General features: G+C 71.4%; 11 protein-coding genes. 5 read left to right on the forward strand and 6 right to left on the reverse strand.

Annotated features, from left to right (window positions below; all coding sequences use genetic code 11):
* Window positions 1-117: 117 nt before the first annotated feature.
* From M8445_RS16175 to M8445_RS16195, 5 genes are all read right to left on the reverse strand, one after another.
* Window positions 118-1,104, reverse strand: a complete 987-nt coding sequence (locus M8445_RS16175) for a type I phosphomannose isomerase catalytic subunit (protein WP_273991012.1) — start codon at window positions 1,102-1,104, stop codon at window positions 118-120.
* A gap of 85 nt (window positions 1,105-1,189) precedes the next feature.
* The gene (locus M8445_RS16180) at window positions 1,190-2,194 is read right to left on the reverse strand and encodes an aldo/keto reductase (RefSeq protein WP_273991013.1); all 1,005 of its coding nucleotides are present in this window, start codon (window positions 2,192-2,194) and stop codon (window positions 1,190-1,192) included.
* 109 nt (window positions 2,195-2,303) lie between these two features.
* Window positions 2,304-4,028 (reverse strand): FAD-dependent oxidoreductase, encoded by a 1,725-nt coding sequence (locus tag M8445_RS16185; protein WP_273991014.1) that lies wholly within the window; start codon window positions 4,026-4,028, stop codon window positions 2,304-2,306.
* 191 nt (window positions 4,029-4,219) lie between these two features.
* Window positions 4,220-5,188, reverse strand: a complete 969-nt coding sequence (locus M8445_RS16190; protein ID WP_273991015.1) for an acetylxylan esterase — start codon at window positions 5,186-5,188, stop codon at window positions 4,220-4,222.
* A 157-nt stretch (window positions 5,189-5,345) separates the two neighbouring features.
* Entirely contained in the window at window positions 5,346-6,995 is a 1,650-nt protein-coding gene (locus M8445_RS16195; protein WP_273991016.1) for a long-chain-fatty-acid--CoA ligase, read from the reverse strand.
* A gap of 572 nt (window positions 6,996-7,567) precedes the next feature.
* On the opposite strand from M8445_RS16195, the gene M8445_RS16200 reads away from it, so the two are divergent.
* A complete protein-coding gene (locus M8445_RS16200; RefSeq protein ID WP_273991017.1) occupies window positions 7,568-7,945 on the forward strand; it encodes an HU family DNA-binding protein in 378 nt (125 codons plus the stop codon).
* Window positions 7,946-8,186: 241 nt separating this feature from the next.
* On the opposite strand, the gene M8445_RS16205 is transcribed toward M8445_RS16200, so the two are convergent.
* Window positions 8,187-9,845 (reverse strand): FAD-binding dehydrogenase, encoded by a 1,659-nt coding sequence (locus tag M8445_RS16205; protein ID WP_273991018.1) that lies wholly within the window; start codon window positions 9,843-9,845, stop codon window positions 8,187-8,189.
* 382 nt (window positions 9,846-10,227) lie between these two features.
* On the opposite strand from M8445_RS16205, the gene M8445_RS16210 reads away from it, so the two are divergent.
* The 4 genes from M8445_RS16210 (at window position 10,228) to guaD (ending at window position 16,318) form a co-directional block, all read left to right on the forward strand.
* Window positions 10,228-11,655, forward strand: a complete 1,428-nt coding sequence (locus M8445_RS16210) for a xanthine dehydrogenase small subunit (protein WP_273991019.1) — start codon at window positions 10,228-10,230, stop codon at window positions 11,653-11,655.
* Window positions 11,652-14,003, forward strand: coding sequence for a xanthine dehydrogenase molybdopterin binding subunit (gene xdhB, locus M8445_RS16215; RefSeq protein WP_273991020.1), 2,352 nt, complete (start codon window positions 11,652-11,654; stop codon window positions 14,001-14,003). Before M8445_RS16210 ends, xdhB begins: the two co-directional genes overlap by 4 nt.
* Before the next feature lie 159 nt (window positions 14,004-14,162).
* Window positions 14,163-15,014, forward strand: coding sequence for a xanthine dehydrogenase accessory protein XdhC (gene xdhC / locus M8445_RS16220; RefSeq protein ID WP_273991021.1), 852 nt, complete (start codon window positions 14,163-14,165; stop codon window positions 15,012-15,014).
* Window positions 15,011-16,318, forward strand: a complete 1,308-nt coding sequence (guaD, locus tag M8445_RS16225) for a guanine deaminase (RefSeq protein ID WP_273991022.1) — start codon at window positions 15,011-15,013, stop codon at window positions 16,316-16,318. The genes xdhC and guaD overlap by 4 nt, the downstream gene beginning before the upstream one ends.
* Window positions 16,319-16,456 lie beyond the last annotated feature (138 nt).

A 16,456-nucleotide genomic window follows, 5' to 3' on the forward strand; every position in this document is an offset into this window, starting at 1 on the left:
AAGTGGATGGGGGTGGACCTCCGCCCCGGTCACTCCTTGCCGCAACCCCCCCCCGGAAACGATGCGGAGGCCCCTGGCAGATCACGCCGGGGGCCTCCGCTCAGGCTGGATGTTTGTTCAGCCCCGTGAGGAGCCGTTGCCCCTGCTCTCCACTGGCCCCACGCCCGGCTGCGCGACGAGCGCCCGCCCGTGCCCGTCAAGGCGGTACGGGCCGGTCGCAGCGGGAATCAGCGCGGTCTGGTACGTGTCCAGGGTCAGGGTCTCGCTGCCGGCGCGCAGGGTCAGCGTACCGTTCACGACCGTCACCAGCGCGAACTGGCCCCGGGTGTCCTGCTCGTGGCCTGCGCTCACGCCGCGCAGCGTGAACTGCTCGCAGCGGACCAGTTCACCCAGTCCGCCGGTCTGCGCGGCCGTCCGCAGTTCTCCCTGCCGGGCCGGGTCGGTCACGGCCACGCTTTCCTCGAGGTGCAGGGCGCGTCCGGCGCTGGCGGGGCGGTCCCAGTCGAACACGCGGTACGTGGTGTCGCTCGCCTGCTGCACCTCGTACAGCAGCAGGCCCGGCCCCAGGGCGTGCAGGGTGCCCGCCGGAATGAACAGTGTGTCGCCCTCGTGCGGCCGGTGGCGCTGGCTGAGGTCCAGGATGCCGCCCCCCCGGATGGCGTCCGCCAGGGCCTGCGGGGTCGTGCCGGGCTGCACGCCCGCCAGCAGCTCCGCGCCGGGCTCGACGTGCAGGAAGTGCCACGCCTCGGTCTTGCCGCGCTCGCCGGGGCCGACCATCTCGCGGGCCTGCGCGTCGTTCGGGTGAACCTGTACGCTCAGCCAGTCGCGGCAGTCGAGCAGCTTGATCAGCAGCGGGAAGCCGTCCTTGGCGTCCTGCCCTGCGCCCAGCAGCGCGGCCGGGTGCGCGCCCATCAGGTCAGCGACCGTCTGCCCGGCCAGGGGGCCGCCGCTCACGACGCTCTGCCCGTCGGCAATCCAGGCCTCCCCGATGGGCGTGCCGTCCGGGGCGGGCGGAGCGAGGCGGTCCCCGCCCCACACGCGCGCCTGAAAGCGGGGCGTGAGCGGCACGAAGGCGGGCAGGTCAGCACTGGTCGGGTGGGTCATGTCAGGGTCCTTTCAGGAGTGAAGGCAGGTGTTGGAAGCGGGAGGGGGACGGACCTGTCGGCAGAGGGCCGATCCTGACCGTCGGTCATGCGGGCGCCCCGCTCAGGATCGCCTCGATGGCGTCCAGTTCCGCGTCGGTCAGGGGCGGGGCGTTCAGGGCTCCGGCGGCGTCGGTAATCTGCTCGGGGCGGCTCGCGCCGATCAGGGCGCTCGTCACCTGCGGCCAGCGCAGCACCCACGCCAGCGCCAGTTGCACCAGCGTCTGCCCGCGCGCGGCGGCCACGTCGTTCAGCGCGCGGACCTGCGCGACCCGCTCCGGTGTCACGGCGCCTTCTTTCAGGAAGCCGGTGGCGCTCGCGGCGCGGGAATCGTCGGGAATACCGTTCAGGTAGCGGTTGCTCAGCAGCCCCTGCGCCAGCGGACTGAACACAATCGCGCCCACACCCTCGTCCTCCAGCGCGCCGGGCAGACCGTCGGGTTCCAGCCAGCGGTTGAACATCGAGTAACTCGGCTGGTTCAGCACGAACGGCGTGCCCAGGTCCCGCAGGATGGCGGCGGCCTCGCGCAGCAGCGCCGCCGGGTAGTTGCTGACGCCCACGTACAGCGCCCGCCCGCTGCGCACGATCTGATCGAGCGCCCCCATGGTCTCCGTCAGCGGCGTGTTCGGGTCCGGCCGGTGGTGGTAGAACACGTCCACGTACTCCAGGCCCAGCCGCTTCAGGCTCGCGTCGCACGACGCCAGCAGGTACTTGCGGCTGCCCCAGTCGCCGTACGGGCCGGGCCACATGGTGTACCCGGCCTTGCTGGACACGATCAGTTCGTCCCGGAACGGCGCGAGGTCGCCGCGCAGCAGCTGCCCGAAGGTCTCCTCGGCGCTGCCGGGCGGCGGGCCGTAATTGTTCGCCAGGTCGAAATGCGTGATTCCGGCGTCGAAGGCCGTGCGGACCATTGCTCGGGCGTTCTCGAAGCGGTCCACGCCGCCGAAGTTATGCCACAGGCCCAGTGACACGGCCGGAAGCAGCAGGCCGCTGCGGCCCGCGCGCCGGTAGGGAAGGGACTCGTACCGCTGCGGATTCGGATCGTAGATCATGGTTAACCTCACGGGGGAACGCTGAGAAGAGCAGTGCTGAGAAGGGTTGAGATGTGGGAGCGGGATCAGCCGTGACGTGACCGTGGACGAGAGAAGGTGCGGCCGGAGGTCAGTCTGACGGGTTCGGCCGGTCTGAACTGCCGGGAGTGGTGGGCGGTGACGCGGCCGGCGTCTGACCGGCCGGCTCACGCAATGCGAGAAACTGATGGACGAGCGCGATGCTCATGCTGCCCTCGCCGACGCTGCTGGCCACGCGTTTCACCGAGCCGCGCCGCACGTCCCCGGCGACGAACACACCCGGCACGCTGGTCTCCAGCGGGAACGGATCGCGGTCCAGCGGCCACGCCCCCTGCGGCGCGAGGTCCAGGCCCGAGCAGACGTAGCCGCGCTCGTCCCGCAGGACCACGCCCTCCAGCCAATCGGTGCGGGCGTCCGCGCCGATCAGGACGAACAGCGAGTCCGTCTCGACCGCCTCGTCCTGGCCGGTGTCGCTGTGGTGCACGGTCAGGCCCCGCAGGTGCGAGTCGCCGTGCAGGGCCGTGACCTCGCAGCACTCGCAGATGCGCACGTTCGGTTTGGCGCGCAACTGATCGATCAGGTACTGCGACATGCCCTTCTCCACGCGGTCCGCGCGGATCAGGATAGAGACCCGCTGCGCGTAGTTCGAGAAGAACAGCGCCGCCTGCCCGGCCGAGTTCCCACCGCCGATCAGGTACACGTCCTTGCTGCGCGTGCCCGGCGCCTCGGTGCGGGCCGCGCCGTACCACACGCCGCGCCCCACGAACCGCTGCGCGTCCGGCAGGGGCAGCGTGCGCCACTCCACGCCCAGCGCCAGCACCACGCTGCGCGTGTGAACGCGCGTGCCGCCGTCCAGCACGACCGTGTGACTGTCCGGGCCGGGTTCCAGCGCGGTCGCCTCCCGGGTCGTGACGACCTCCGCCCCGAACCGCCGCGCCTGCCGCAGCGCCCGCGCGCTCAGCTCACCGCCCGACAGGCCCGTCGGGAAGCCCAGGTAATTCTCGATGCGGCTGCTGGTCCCGGCCTGCCCGCCCGGCGCCTGCTTCTCGACCAGCAGCGTACACAGGCCCTCCGACGCCCCGTACACCGCCGCCGCCAGTCCGGCCGGACCGCCGCCCAGGATCACCACGTCGTACCGCTCCAGCGCCGGGTCCACCTGCAGGCCCACGCGGCGCGCCACCTCGCGCACGTCCGGCTGGCGCAGCACCTCGCCGCCCGGCAGGATGACCGCCGGGAGCGGCCCAGCCTCGATCCCGGCCGGAATATCGCAGGCCAGCGCAGGCGCGCCCGGGTCCAGCCAGCGGAACACCACCTGATTGCGCGACAGGAAATCCCGCAGCTCAAAGCAGTGCAGGTCGTCCGGCGAACCGATCAGGAACGTGACGGGAGCCGGCGTCTCCAGCGCCACGCGCTGCAGGTTCCCCACCCGGCGCGTCATGTTCGCCATCACGGTCGCCGCCATCACCTCCGAGCGCCCCAGCAACGCCATGAAATCCGGGCCCTCCACGCGCATCACCCGCGCGGGCGTCAGGGCCATCAGGTCCACCGTGGCGGACGTGCCCAGCAGCAGCGGCAACTCCCCGAAAGAATCGCCGGGCCGGTAGGTATCCACCGCCTGCGGCACGCCGCTCACCTCCTTCGTGACGGCCAGTTCCCCCTCCAGCAGCACGAAGAACGAGACCGAGTCCCCCTCGCGGATCAGGTACTCGCCCTCGTTCAGGTGCACGTCGGCCGCGTCCAGCGCCGCCGCGTGCAGCAGCGTGTCATCCAGCTCCGCGAACAGCGGCAGGTCACGCAGGCATTCGGGCGTGATCACGCCCCGCCCGCCCCGCTCACGTGCGCCTGCACCGTGCCGACCCCGTCTGCTGTTCCTGCCCGCTCCGTTCCCGCGTGTACTGCGCTGCGCTGTGCCATGACTGCCCCCCGGTATGTCTGCCCCAGTATGCCCGCCTGCGCCGCCCGCATGAGTGGTTGGGCAACACCGTTCAGGACCGCGTGCCGCTCCGGTCAGGGTTGCCAGTGGCGGGCCAGGAACGCCGCGCGTTCCAGCGCCTGCACGTTCTCGCCGCCCTCATGCCGGTTGAACTCGTACACCCGCATCTCCCTGGGCCCGGCGTAGGCGTTGAAGGCCGCGTACACCGTGCTGGGTGGGCAGACCTCGTCCATCAGGCCTACCGAGAACAGGGCTGCCGCCTGCGCCCGCGCCGCGAAATGCACGCCGTCGAAGTACGCCAGCACGCCGAACACGTCCTCCGCGCGGCCCCGGTGTGTTTTCAGGTACGCCGTGATCTCCGCGTACGGGAAGCTGTCGACCAGCCGCGCCGCGCGCCCGAAGTGGCACAGGAACGGCACGTCCGGCAGGCACAACTGCACGTCACACAGGCCCGCCGCTGCCAGCGCCATCCCGCCGCCCTGACTGCCCCCGGCGACCGCCACGCGCGCGCCGTCGACCTCCGGGTGCGCGCGGGCAGCCTCGACGGCCCGCACGGCGTCCGTGAACACCCGGCGGTAGTAGTACGTCTCGCGGCTCTGAATGCCGCGAGTCATGAAGCCCGGCACCTGCGGGCCCGCGCCCGGCGCGTCGTCCGGCGTGTCACCCTGCCGCCACCCGCTGCCCTGCCCGCGCGTGTCCATCAGCAGGTGCGCGTACCCCATGCTGGCGTACCCCAGGTGATCGCCCGGCAACCCGCGCCCGCCGCCGTACCCGACGAACTCGGTCACGCACGGCAGGCGGCCCGTGCGGGCGCGCGGCAGCGTCAGCCAGCCTTTCACGGGCTGCCCGGCCCAACCGGCGAAGGTCACGTCGAACACGTCCACCGTCACGAACGGCGTCTGAACCGGCGTGAACGTGGCGTTCAGGTCGAAGCGGCGGGCCTCGGCCAGCGTCTGCGCCCAGAACGCATCGAAATCCGCCGGGGCGGGCGCGGCGGCGCGGTAGGTCTGAAGCTGTTCGGGCGGAAGATCGAAGTGAGCCACGCCCCAGCAGACCACACGCGGGGCCGTCCGTGGGGCCAGTCCGGGTAGCGCCGTTCAGGCGGGGATATTCATCCATTCATGGAGGGGCGGGCGGTCAGGCCCAGGCACCCGCCCTGGACCTTCACCGCCCGCCTCCTGGCCAGCGTTCCGCCGGGGCTCAGCTGCCCTGCATGGCGGCCCGCGCCGCTTCCTGCAGGGGCCGCCACGCGACCTTGCCGGTGGGGCTGCGCGGCAGGCTGTCCACGAACTGCCAGTCGCGCGGGACTTTGTAGGTGGCCATCTGCTCGCGCGCCCAGGCTTCCAGTTCGGCGGGCGTGGCGTTCATGCCGGGGCGCAGCACGACCAGCGCGCGGGCGCGTTCGCCGCTGCGTTCGTCGGGCACGCTGATCACGCAGGCTTCCTGAATGGCGGGGTGGGCGTGCAGCAGGTTCTCGACCTCGGCCGGCCAGACCTTCATGCCCGACACGTTCACCATGCGCTTGAGGCGGTCCGCGAAGAAGAAGTACCCCTCGTCGTCCATGTACCCCAGGTCGCCCGTGCGGAAGAACTGCTGCCCGCCGATGTCCATGAACGCCTCGGCGGTCGCGTCGGGGCGGTTCCAGTAGCCCTGCATGACCTGCGGCCCCCGGATCACGATCTCACCCGTCTGACCGGCCGGGAGTTCCTGCCCGCTCTCGATATCCACGATGCGGGAATCCACGTTGAACAGCGGAATGCCCAGGCACTGGAGCTTCTGCCGGCCCTTGGGGTTGCTGTGAGACTGCGCCATGGTCTCGGACAGGCCGTACCCTTCGAGGAACATGATGCCCGTCAGGTCCAGCAGGCGCTGCCCGACCGACGCTGGCAGGCTGGCCCCGCCGCCCGTGACGCTGCGCAGCGACCCCAGGTCCGCCGCGTTGAAGTTCGGGGAGGCCATCAGGTCGATGACCATTGTGGGCGTGTTCGTCCAGAGGGTCACGCCCTGCTCGCGGATCAGGGTGCGGGCCGCGTCCCGGTCCCAGCGGGACATGATCACGACCCGCGCGCCGCTGGTCACGCCGCCCATCAGCGAGTTGATGAACCCCGTCACGTGGAAGAACGGCAGGGCCGCCAGGAACACGTCCTCGACGCTGCTGTCCACCCACACGCCCGCGCCGAACACGTTGGCCTGCACGCTGCTGTGCGTGTGCATGCAGCCCTTGGGAAGCCCGGTCGTGCCGGACGTGTACGGCATGATGCACAGGTCCGCGGCCGTCACGTTCGCCATCGGGACGGGCTCGGCGTTCAGCGCGGTTTCCAGGGTCACGTCGTCGCCCTGCAACTCGGCTTCCACGTCCAGACCGTCGGGAATCGGCACGCCGCACGCGGGATCCGTGCCGCGCATGACGTTCGCCACGACCGCGTGCGCCAGCCCGCCCTGCTTGGCCCGCTCGTACAGTTCAGCGCCGACCACGCCCACGCGAATCCCGGCGTCCTGCAGGAAGAACCCGAACTCGCGGGCCTGCAGCATGGGGGCCAGCGGCACCACCACCGCGCCCAGGTGCCACGCGGCAAAGGCGCTGATCACCCACGCGGGGCTGTTCTGCATCCACACAGCCACGCGGTCACCCTGCCCGACACCCTGCGCGGCGAGGTGCCCGGCCAGGTGCTCGGCCTGCTCACGCAGTTCGCGGTACGTCACCTCGTGCCCGTAATGCCACAGGGCGACCTTGTCGGGGTAGCGTTCGGCGGTCACGTGCAGGCTGTGCATCAGGCCGGTGGCGGGCAGGGTCAGGGAACGCGGTTTCCCGGCGGGCCAGAAGCGGGTAGGAGCAGGAGCAGTCGTCATAGGTACCTCCGTGGAATCTGTGGCGGTCCGCTGAGGCCCAGCAAGTGCCCCTGGACCGCCAAAAACAGGTTGTGGATGAACCGAGTGTAGCGCAGTTTTCCGGCTCCGGCCACGGCGTCTGCGCGCCGGGTCACCCGCCCCCCACCTGACGGCCCAACTGACCGCCCGGCCCACTGGAATTCGCGCCGTCAGGCGGATTCCTGCCCGCCGCCGCTCCCGCCGGAATGGTCTGAACCGCAGTTCGGCAGGTCTGCACAGCCCCCGATCCGGGCAGGCCTGCGCAGCTGCGAACGCCCCAGAATCCCGGTCGCCGCGCCCGCCGCCCTGCCCGCCACCGCGCCCGCCACCGTATCTGCCGCCGGCCCGGTCCTGACCCGCTGGTTTCCTCACAGACGCCCCACGCAGCCGGGGTGGGCCTTCATCAAGCGGTTCTGACGTGCCACACGCACGAATTGCCGGATTCGGCAAATCTGCGTGTGGCACGCACTTTTCCGTTTTGTGTCGGCGGGAAGGGCGTGCTGGCGGGCATTCCCGCCCCCTCCCCCCCCTTCCCAAGCGCGCGGCGGTATGTCATGCTGCTCACCATGACGAAAAAGACCACGAAAGCCCCCGCCAAGAAGCCCGCTGCCAAAGCTGCCCCCAAAGCCGCGCCCAAGAAGGTCGCCGCCGAGAGCACCAAGGTCGCCAAGACCCAGCTCGTTGAAATGGTCGCCGACAAGACCGGCCTGACCAAGAAGCAGAGCGAGGAAGCCGTCAGCGCCATGCTGGACGTCATCGTGGGCGCCATCAAGGGCGGCCAGAGCGTCGGCCTGCCCGGCCTGGGCACCCTGAGCGTCAAGGCCACCGCCGCCCGCACCGGCGTCAAGCCCGGCACCAGCGAGAAGATCCAGATTCCTGCCGGCAAGAAAGTGGCCTTCAAGGTCGCCAGCACCCTCAAGGGCAACCTCTAAGAAACGGCCTGACCGTTTAAAAGGGAGGCGCGGCCACTGCGGCCGCGCCTCCCTTTTTGTGCTTCCCAGCTGACGGGAGTGGCGTTATACGGACTCCGTCTGTTTCGTTGACAACTTGGGAAGGCGCCAAGTTGCCAACTCCACGCCCGGAACCCGCTTTGCTCCTACTCGCTCTGCGGAGCAGCTCTACGAGTCCGCTCGGGTTGAACGGTTTATGCAAACCATTCAACCGGAGTCCGTATTACACAGTCCCGGCGGCGGCGCGGCCCGCGATCCGGCCGCTGAAGATGCAGCCGCCCAGGAAGGTGCCTTCCAGCGCGCGGTAGCCGTGCACGCCGCCCCCGCCGAAGCCCGCGACCTCGCCCGCCGCGTACAGGCCGGGAATGGGCTGGCCGCCCTGACCCAGGACGCGCGCGCTCAGGTCGGTTTCCAGGCCGCCGAGGGTCTTGCGGGTCAGGATGTTCAGTTTCACGGCGATCAGCGGGCCGCTCTGCGGGTCCAGCAGTGGCCCCGGTTTCGCCACGCGCACCAGTTTGTCGCCCAGGTAGGCGCGTGCGCCGCGCAGCGCGGTGATCTGCGGGTCCTTCCCGAAGGGGTTGGCCAGGGCCGCGTCGCGGGCGTGAATCTCACGGCGGACCTGTTCGGGGTCCAGCAGGCCGTCGCCGGTCAGGTCGGCCATGCCGCGCAGCAGGTCGTCCAGGGTGTCGCGGACCACGAAGTCCTCGCCCTGATCCATGAAGGCCTGCACGCTGGGCGAGACGCGGCTGCCCACGCGGCCCAGCGTGGCGCGGATGTCCCGCCCGGTCAGGTCGAGGTTCTGTTCGCTGCCGCTGAGCGTGAATTCCTTCTTGATGACCGCGCGGTTCAGCACGAACCACGTGTACGGCCAGCCCTGCGTGGTGATGTGCGTCAGGGTGCCGAGCGTGTCGAAACCCGGCGCGTGCGGGTACGGCAGCCGCTCGCCGGTGGGGGAGAGCCACAGGCTGCTCGGCCCCGGCAGCACCCGGATGCCGTGCCCCTTCCAGATGGGGTTCCAGTTGCGCAGGCCCTCGGTGTAATGCCACATGCGGTCCGGGTTGATCAGGTTCGCGCCCTGCGCGTGCACCGTCTGCTGCAACTGCCCGTCCACGTGCGCGGGCACGCCCGCCACCATGAACGCCGGGGGTTCACCCAGCCGCTCGCGCGGCCAGTTGCGGCGCACCAGTTCGTGGTTCCCGCCGATCCCGCCGGAGGTCACGATGACTGCCCCGGCCCGCAGGTCGAAGTCCCCGACGACCACGCGGGAACTCGCCTCGCCGCGCGCCACCTGCGAGGTTTCCAGCACGTCGCCGCGCACGCCCGTCACGGCCGGACCGTCGAACACCAGTTCCCGTACCCGGTGCCGGAAGTGCGCGCGGATGCGCCCGGACAGCAGGTGGGCGCGCACACGCCGCTCGAACGGCTCGACCACGCCCGGCCCGGTCCCCCAGGTGATGTGGAAGCGCGGCACGCTGTTTCCCGGCCCCAGCGCGCCCTGCCCGCCCCGCTCGGCCCAGCCGACCACCGGGAACAGTTTCAGGCCCTGCGCGGCCAGCCACGAGCGTTTCTCGCCCGCCGCGAAGTCCACGTACGCCTGCGCCCACTGCCGGGGCCAGTGATCCTCGGGCCGGTCGAAACCGGCGGTGTTCATCCAGTCGCTCAGGGCCAGTTCGCGGCTGTCGCGGATGCCCAGGCGGCGCTGCTCGGGGCTGTCCACCAGGAACAGGCCCCTGAACGACCAGAAGGCCTGCCCGCCCAGGTTCTGCTCGCCCTCCTGGTCCAGCAGCAGCACGCGCTTGCCGGCGTCGGCGGCCTCGGCCGCGGCGACCAGTCCGGCCAGTCCGGCTCCCACCACGATGATGTCTGCGTTGTCCTGAGTCATGGGTTCTCCTTGGGTTCACGCGGGCCTGCCTGCGCCCGGTGAGTGCGCCGCGCCCCCCGGCGGCCTGTTTAAAGTGTTCAGCGCTGACCGGGCGCTGTGGGTCGGAACGCCGCCATTGTGCCGCAATTCGCGCTGTTCTGTACCGGGTTCACCGGTCGCTCCGGCCCGGCCTTCCTGCTCAGACGAGCGGCGTGCGCCGGCGCCCGCGCTGCCTTATGCTGGGTGGGTACTCAATCAGGCCGTTGTTCTGCATGGATAACCAGCGGCCCGCCCCAGACACCGCGTCCGGCGTGAACCATGCGTCCGCCCCTGAAGGCTTTCAGGCTGGTGGGCGCTGTCTGCCGGGTGTCTGCCACCGCACGAAGGGTGGTCAAGGAGCGACATGCAGACACTGAACCTGACCGTGAACGGCCAGCCGCGCGAGGTGCCCGCCGGAGCGCACACGAATCTCCTGAACACCCTGCGCGCCCAGGGCCTGACCGGCTGCAAGGAAGGCTGCGCCGAGGGCGAGTGCGGCGCGTGCGCGGTCCTGATCGCCCGGGATGACGGACAGGGCGGGACGCGCTGGGACAGCGTGAACGCCTGCCTGGTGACGCTGGGAGCCGTGGACGGTGCGGACGTCGTGACGGGCGAGGGCCTGGGCTCGCCCGCTGCGCTGCACCCGGCGCAGCGGGAACTGGCGGTGCGGGGCGGGTCGCAGTGCGGGTACTGCACGCCGGGCTTCGTGGTCAGCATGGCCGCCGAGTACCTGCGCCCGGACCGCGTGGACGGCCAGCACGGCGCGGCGAACGGCTTCGACCTGCACGCCCTGAGCGGGAACCTGTGCCGCTGCACCGGCTACCGCCCCATCGCGGACGCCGCGTACGCGCTGGGCACGCCGGAGGCCGCCGACCCCCTGGCCGCGCGCCGCACCCAGCCCGCCCCGGCCCCGCGCCCCACGGCCCTGATTGCCCCGGACGGCGCGTTCCACCGGCCCGCGACCCTGGCAGACGCGCTGACATTGCTCGCCGCGCACCCGGACGCGAAGGTGCTCTCCGGCGGCACGGACTGGGGCGTGGAGGTGAACCTGCGCCACGCGCGGGCCGCCGTGACCGTCGCGGTGGATCACCTGCCGGAACTGCGGGTGTTCGAGGAGCGCGCGGACTCGCTGCTGCTGGGCGCAGGCTACAGCCTCAGCGACCTGGAACGCCGCCTGGACGGCCGCGTGCCGCTCCTCTCGCAGTGGTTCCCGCAGTTCGCCAGCCGCCTGATCCGCAACTCCGCCACGCTGGGCGGGAACCTGGGCACCGCGTCGCCTATCGGGGACAGCCCGCCCGCGCTGCTGGCGCTGGACGCCTCGGTGCAGCTGATCGGCCCGGACGGCGCGCGCGAGGTGCCGCTGGCCGATTACTTCACCGGGTACCGGCAGACGGTGCGGCAGCCCGGCGAACTGATCGCGGCCGTGCGGATTCCTCTGCCGCTCTCGCCCCTGACGGCCTTCCACAAGATCGCCAAGCGCCGCTTCGACGACATCTCCAGCGTGGCGGTCGGGTACGCGCTGGACGTGCGCGGCGGCGTGGTCACGCGCGCCCGCATCGGCCTGGGCGGCGTGGCCGCCACGCCCCTGCGCGCCCATGAGGCCGAGGCGGCGCTGGAAGGGCAGCCGTGGACGGAGGCGACCGTCCGGGCGGCCGCTCGCCTGCTGGGGCAGACCGGCACGCCCCTGAGCGACCACCGTGCCAGCGCCGCCTACCGCGCCGCGATGCTGGAGCAGAGCCTGTTGAAACTCTGGTTCGAATCGCAGTCCACGGAACAGGAGGTGGGCGCATGAGCCTGCACGAACGCCCGGACGCCGCGCCCGTGGGCGAGGCCATCCCGCACGAGAGCGCCGCGCTGCACGTGACCGGGCACGCGCTGTACACCGACGACCTGGGCGTGAGACTCCAGAACCTGTTGCACGCGTGGCCAGTCGGGTCGCCGCACGCGCACGCCCGCGTGACGGGCCTGGATACGCAGGGCGCGCACGCCGTGCCGGGCGTCGTGCGCGTCCTGACCGCCGCCGACGTGCCCGGCGTGAACGACGCGGGCGTCAAGGGCGACGAGCCGCTGTTCCCCACGGTCGCCATGTACCACGGCCACCCGGTCGCGTGGGTGCTGGCCGACTCCGAGGACGCCGCCCGGCTGGGGGCCGCCGCCGTGCAGGTCAGTTACGAGCCGCTGCCGTCGGTCATCACGGTCCGCGAGGCCATCGCGCAGGATGCCTTCCAGGGCGCGCAGTCCACCCTGAGTCGCGGCGACGTGACAGTCGGCTTCGAGCAGGCCGCGCACGTGTTCACGGGCGAGTTCGACATCGGCGGGCAGGAGCACTTCTACCTCGAAACGAACGCCGCGCTCGCACACGTGGACGAGGCCGGGCAGGTGTTCATCCAGTCGAGCACGCAGCACCCGACCGAGACGCAGGAGATCACCGCGCACGTGCTGGGCCTGCCGTCCAGTTTCGTGACCGTGCAGTGCCTGCGCATGGGCGGCGGCTTCGGCGGCAAGGAGATGCAGCCGCACGGGTACGCGGCGGTCGCGGCGCTGGGTGCCACCCTGACCGGGCGACCCGTGAGGCTACGCCTGAACCGCACGCTGGACATGACTCAGACCGGTAAACGCCACCCGTTCCACGCGGCGTGGAAGGCCGGGTTCGACGCCGACGGGCGCTTCACGGCGCTGGAGGTCACCCTCACCAGCGACGGCGGCTGGAGCCTCGACCTGTCCGAGCCGGTCATGGCGCGCGCCCTGTGCCACCTGGACAACGCATACTTCATTCCGCACGTGCACGCGCGCGGCCGGATCGCCCGGACGAACAAGACCTCGCAGACGGCCTTCCGGGGCTTCGGCGGGCCGCAGGGCATGCTGGTCACCGAGGACATCCTGGGCCGGGTCGCGCCGCTGCTGGGCCTGGACGCCCACGAGCTGCGGGCGCGGAACTTCTACCAGCCGGGCGAGGCGACCCCCTACGGCCAGCCGGTGCGGCATGCCGAGCGCATGCACGACCTGTGGGCGCAGCTGCTGGCGCGCAGCGACTTCCAGGCCCGCCGCGCCCAGGTCGAGGCCTTCAACGCCGCGCACCCGCACCGCAAGCGCGGCCTGAGCGTCACGCCGGTCAAGTTCGGGATCTCGTTCAACTTCACGGCGTACAACCAGGCGGGCGCCCTCGTGCACGTGTACAAGGACGGCTCGGTGTTGATCAACCACGGCGGCACCGAGATGGGCCAGGGCCTGCACACGAAAATGATGCAGGTGGCCGCGACCGCGCTGGGCGTGCCGCTTTCGTCTGTGCGCCTCGCGCCGACCCGGACGGACAAGGTGCCGAACACCAGCGCCACCGCCGCCAGCAGCGGCGCGGACCTGAACGGCGGGGCGGTCAAGGACGCCTGCGATCAGATCCGCGCGAACCTCGCCGCCGTGGCCGCCGGAACGCTCGGCGTGCACCCGGACGACGTGCGCTTCGAGGCCGGGCGCGTGTTCCCCATCGGGCATCCGGACCGCAGTCTGGACTGGAAGACCCTGGTGCACGATGCGTACCACCTGCGCACGCAGCTGTGGGCGGCGGGCTTCTACCGCACGCCGGGCCTGCACTGGGACCGCGTGGCGATGCAGGGCGAGCCGTTCAAGTACTTCAGTTACGGCGCCAGCGTCACCGAGGTCGAGGTGGACGGCTTCACCGGCGCGTACCGTGTTCGCCGCGCCGACCTGCTGCACGACGTCGGGGACAGCCTCTCGCCGCTGATTGACCTGGGGCAGGTCGAGGGCGGGTACGTGCAGGGCCTGGGCTGGCTGACGCTGGAGGAACTCCGCTGGGACGAGTCGGACGGCCCGAACCGGGGTCGCCTCCAGACCCAGTCGGCCAGCACGTACAAACTGCCCAGCTTCAGCGAGCTGCCCGAGCAGTTCAATGTGGGCCTGCTGGAACGCGCCACGGAGAGCGGCGTGGTGTACGGCAGCAAGGCCGTGGGCGAGCCGCCGCTGATGCTGGCGATCTCGGCCCGCGAGGCGCTGCGCGAGGCCTGCGCCGCCTTCGGCCCGCCCGGCCGCAGCACCCTGCTGAACAGCCCCGCCACGCCCGAGGCTGTGTACTGGGCGCTGCACGAGGCCCGCACGGCCCGGCGTGAAGAGGTGCCCGGTGACTGATACGGATTCCGTTTGTTTCGTTGACAGATCGGAACACCACCGATCTGTCAACTCCACGTCCGGAATCCGTTCTGCTCCTACTCGCTCCGCTCGGATTGAACGGCTTTGCAAGCCATTCAATCGGAGTCCGTATGACACTCCCGTGCGCGGCGGTGGCGCGTGAACTGGCGTGAGGCCCTGAACGCCCTGCACACGCGGGGCGAGGCGGGCGTGCTGGTCACGGTCGCGGCCGCGCGCGGGCACACGCCGCGCGAGGCCGGCGCGAAGATGCTCGTCACCGCCGACCAGACCTGGGACAGCGTGGGTGGCGGGAACCTCGAAGCGACCGCTGTGGACCGTGCCCGCGCCCTGCTGGCGACCGGCGCGACCACACCGGACCTGCTGACGCTGCGCTTGACCGACCGCGCCGCGAACGACCACGGCCGCCAGTGCTGCGGCGGCGAGGTCACGCTGCTGCTCGAGCCCATGCAGGCCGCCCGCGCGCACGTCGCCGTGTTCGGCGTGGGGCACGTGGGCCTGGAACTCGCGCGCATCCTGTCGCGCCTGCCGCTGCACCTGCACCTCGTGGACTCACGCGCGGCCCAGCTGACCCCCGAGCGCCTGTCGGTCCTCTCGGACGCCGCCGCGACCCTGCACGTGCATCACTCCCCGATTCCCGAGATGACCCTGCACGACCTGCCCGCCGGAACGCACCTGATCGTCATGACGCACGATCACGCCGAGGACGCCGCCCTGATCGACGCCGCGCTGCGCCGACCGGAGATGGGATTCGTGGGCCTGATCGGCTCGGCCGCCAAGTGGACCCGCTTTCAGGCGCAACTGCGCGACCTGGGCCACCCGCCCGCCGCCCTGGCGCGCGTCACCACGCCCATCGGCCTGCCGGACCTGATCCGGGGGCCGCAGCGCAAGCACCCGGCCGTGATCGCGCTGGCGGTCGCCGCGCAACTTCTCCCGCTCATTCAGGCGGCGCCTGCCCTCCAGACGCTTCCCGCCCCAGAAAGGACCCCGTGACTTCCCCTACCTCTGCCCCCACCCTGTACCGCGCCACCTACCTGCACACGCCCCGCAATCCCTTCACGCATCCGGACGCACTGGACGCCCAGTCGGACGGCGGCCTGCTCGTCCAGGACGGCGTGATCCGCGCCGCCGGACCCTTCGCGGACATCCGGGCCGCGCACCCGGACGCCCCGGTCACCGACCTGCGCGGCGGCCTGCTGCTGCCGGGCTTCATCGACACGCACGTCCACTACCCGCAGGTGCGCGTGATCGGCGGGCTGGGACTGCCGCTCCTCGACTGGCTCGACCAGTGCGCCCTGCCGGAGGAGGCCCGCATGGCCGACCTTGCCTACGCGCGCGGCGTGGCCCGCGACTTCATCGGCGGGCTGATCGGCGCCGGGACGACCACCGCGCTGGTGTTCGGGTCGCACTTCGCGGGCGCCGTAGACGCCTTCTTCGAGGAGGCCACCCGCACCGGCCTGCGCGCCGTGACCGGCCTGGTCGTCAGCGACCGCCTGCTGCGGGGCGAACTGCACACCACGCCCCAGCGCGCCTACGACGAGGGCCGCGCCCTGATCGAACGCTGGCACGGCGCGGGCCGCAACCTGTACGCCGTGACGCCCCGCTTCAGCCTGTCGGCCAGCGAGGGCATCCTGGACGCCTGCGCCGCCCTGATGCGCGACTTTCCCGGCGTGCGCTTCACCAGCCATGTCAACGAGAACACCCGCGAGATCCAGACCGTGCGCGACCTGTTCCCCGGCGCCCGCGACTACCTCGACACCTACGAACGCGCCGGACTGGTCGGCCGTCACTCGGTCCTGGCGCACAACGTCCACCCGACCGACCGCGAACTGTCCGTGATGGCCGCGCACCGCTGCACCGCCGCGCACTGCCCGTGCAGCAACTCCGCGCTCGGCAGCGGCTTCTTCCCGTTGCGCCGCCACCTGGACGCCGGCGTGCACGTCTCGCTGGGCAGCGACGTGGGCGGCGGCACCGGCTTTTCCCTGCTGAAAGAAGGCTTGCAGGCGCACTTCATGCAGAACCTGATGCCCGGCGGCGTGCCCCTGAGCCCCGCGCACCTGCTGTACCTCGCCACGCTCGCCGGGGCCGAGGCGCTGGACCTGCCGCACACCGGGTCCTTCGAGCCGGGCCGCGCCTTCGACGCCGTGCACCTGAACCCCGCGCCCGGCACGCCCCTGGACGCCGTGTTCCGCCACGCCGCCAGCCCCGAACGCGCCCTGGCCGCCGCCTTCGCCACCGGCACGCCCGCCGACGTCGCCCGCGTCTGGATCGGCGGGGATACCGTACTGGGCAGCTGAATCCAGAAGAGAGGCGCGCCCCTGGATTGACCGGGGGCGCGCCTCTTGAGTTGTTGGGCCTCATTACGGAGTCCGTCTGTTTCGTCCTCCACCCGGAACCATCACCGGATGGAGAACTCCACGCCCGGACCCCGCTCT

Origin of the sequence: Deinococcus aquaticus, from assembly GCF_028622095.1 — a bacterium.
Taxonomy (GTDB): domain Bacteria; phylum Deinococcota; class Deinococci; order Deinococcales; family Deinococcaceae; genus Deinococcus; species Deinococcus aquaticus.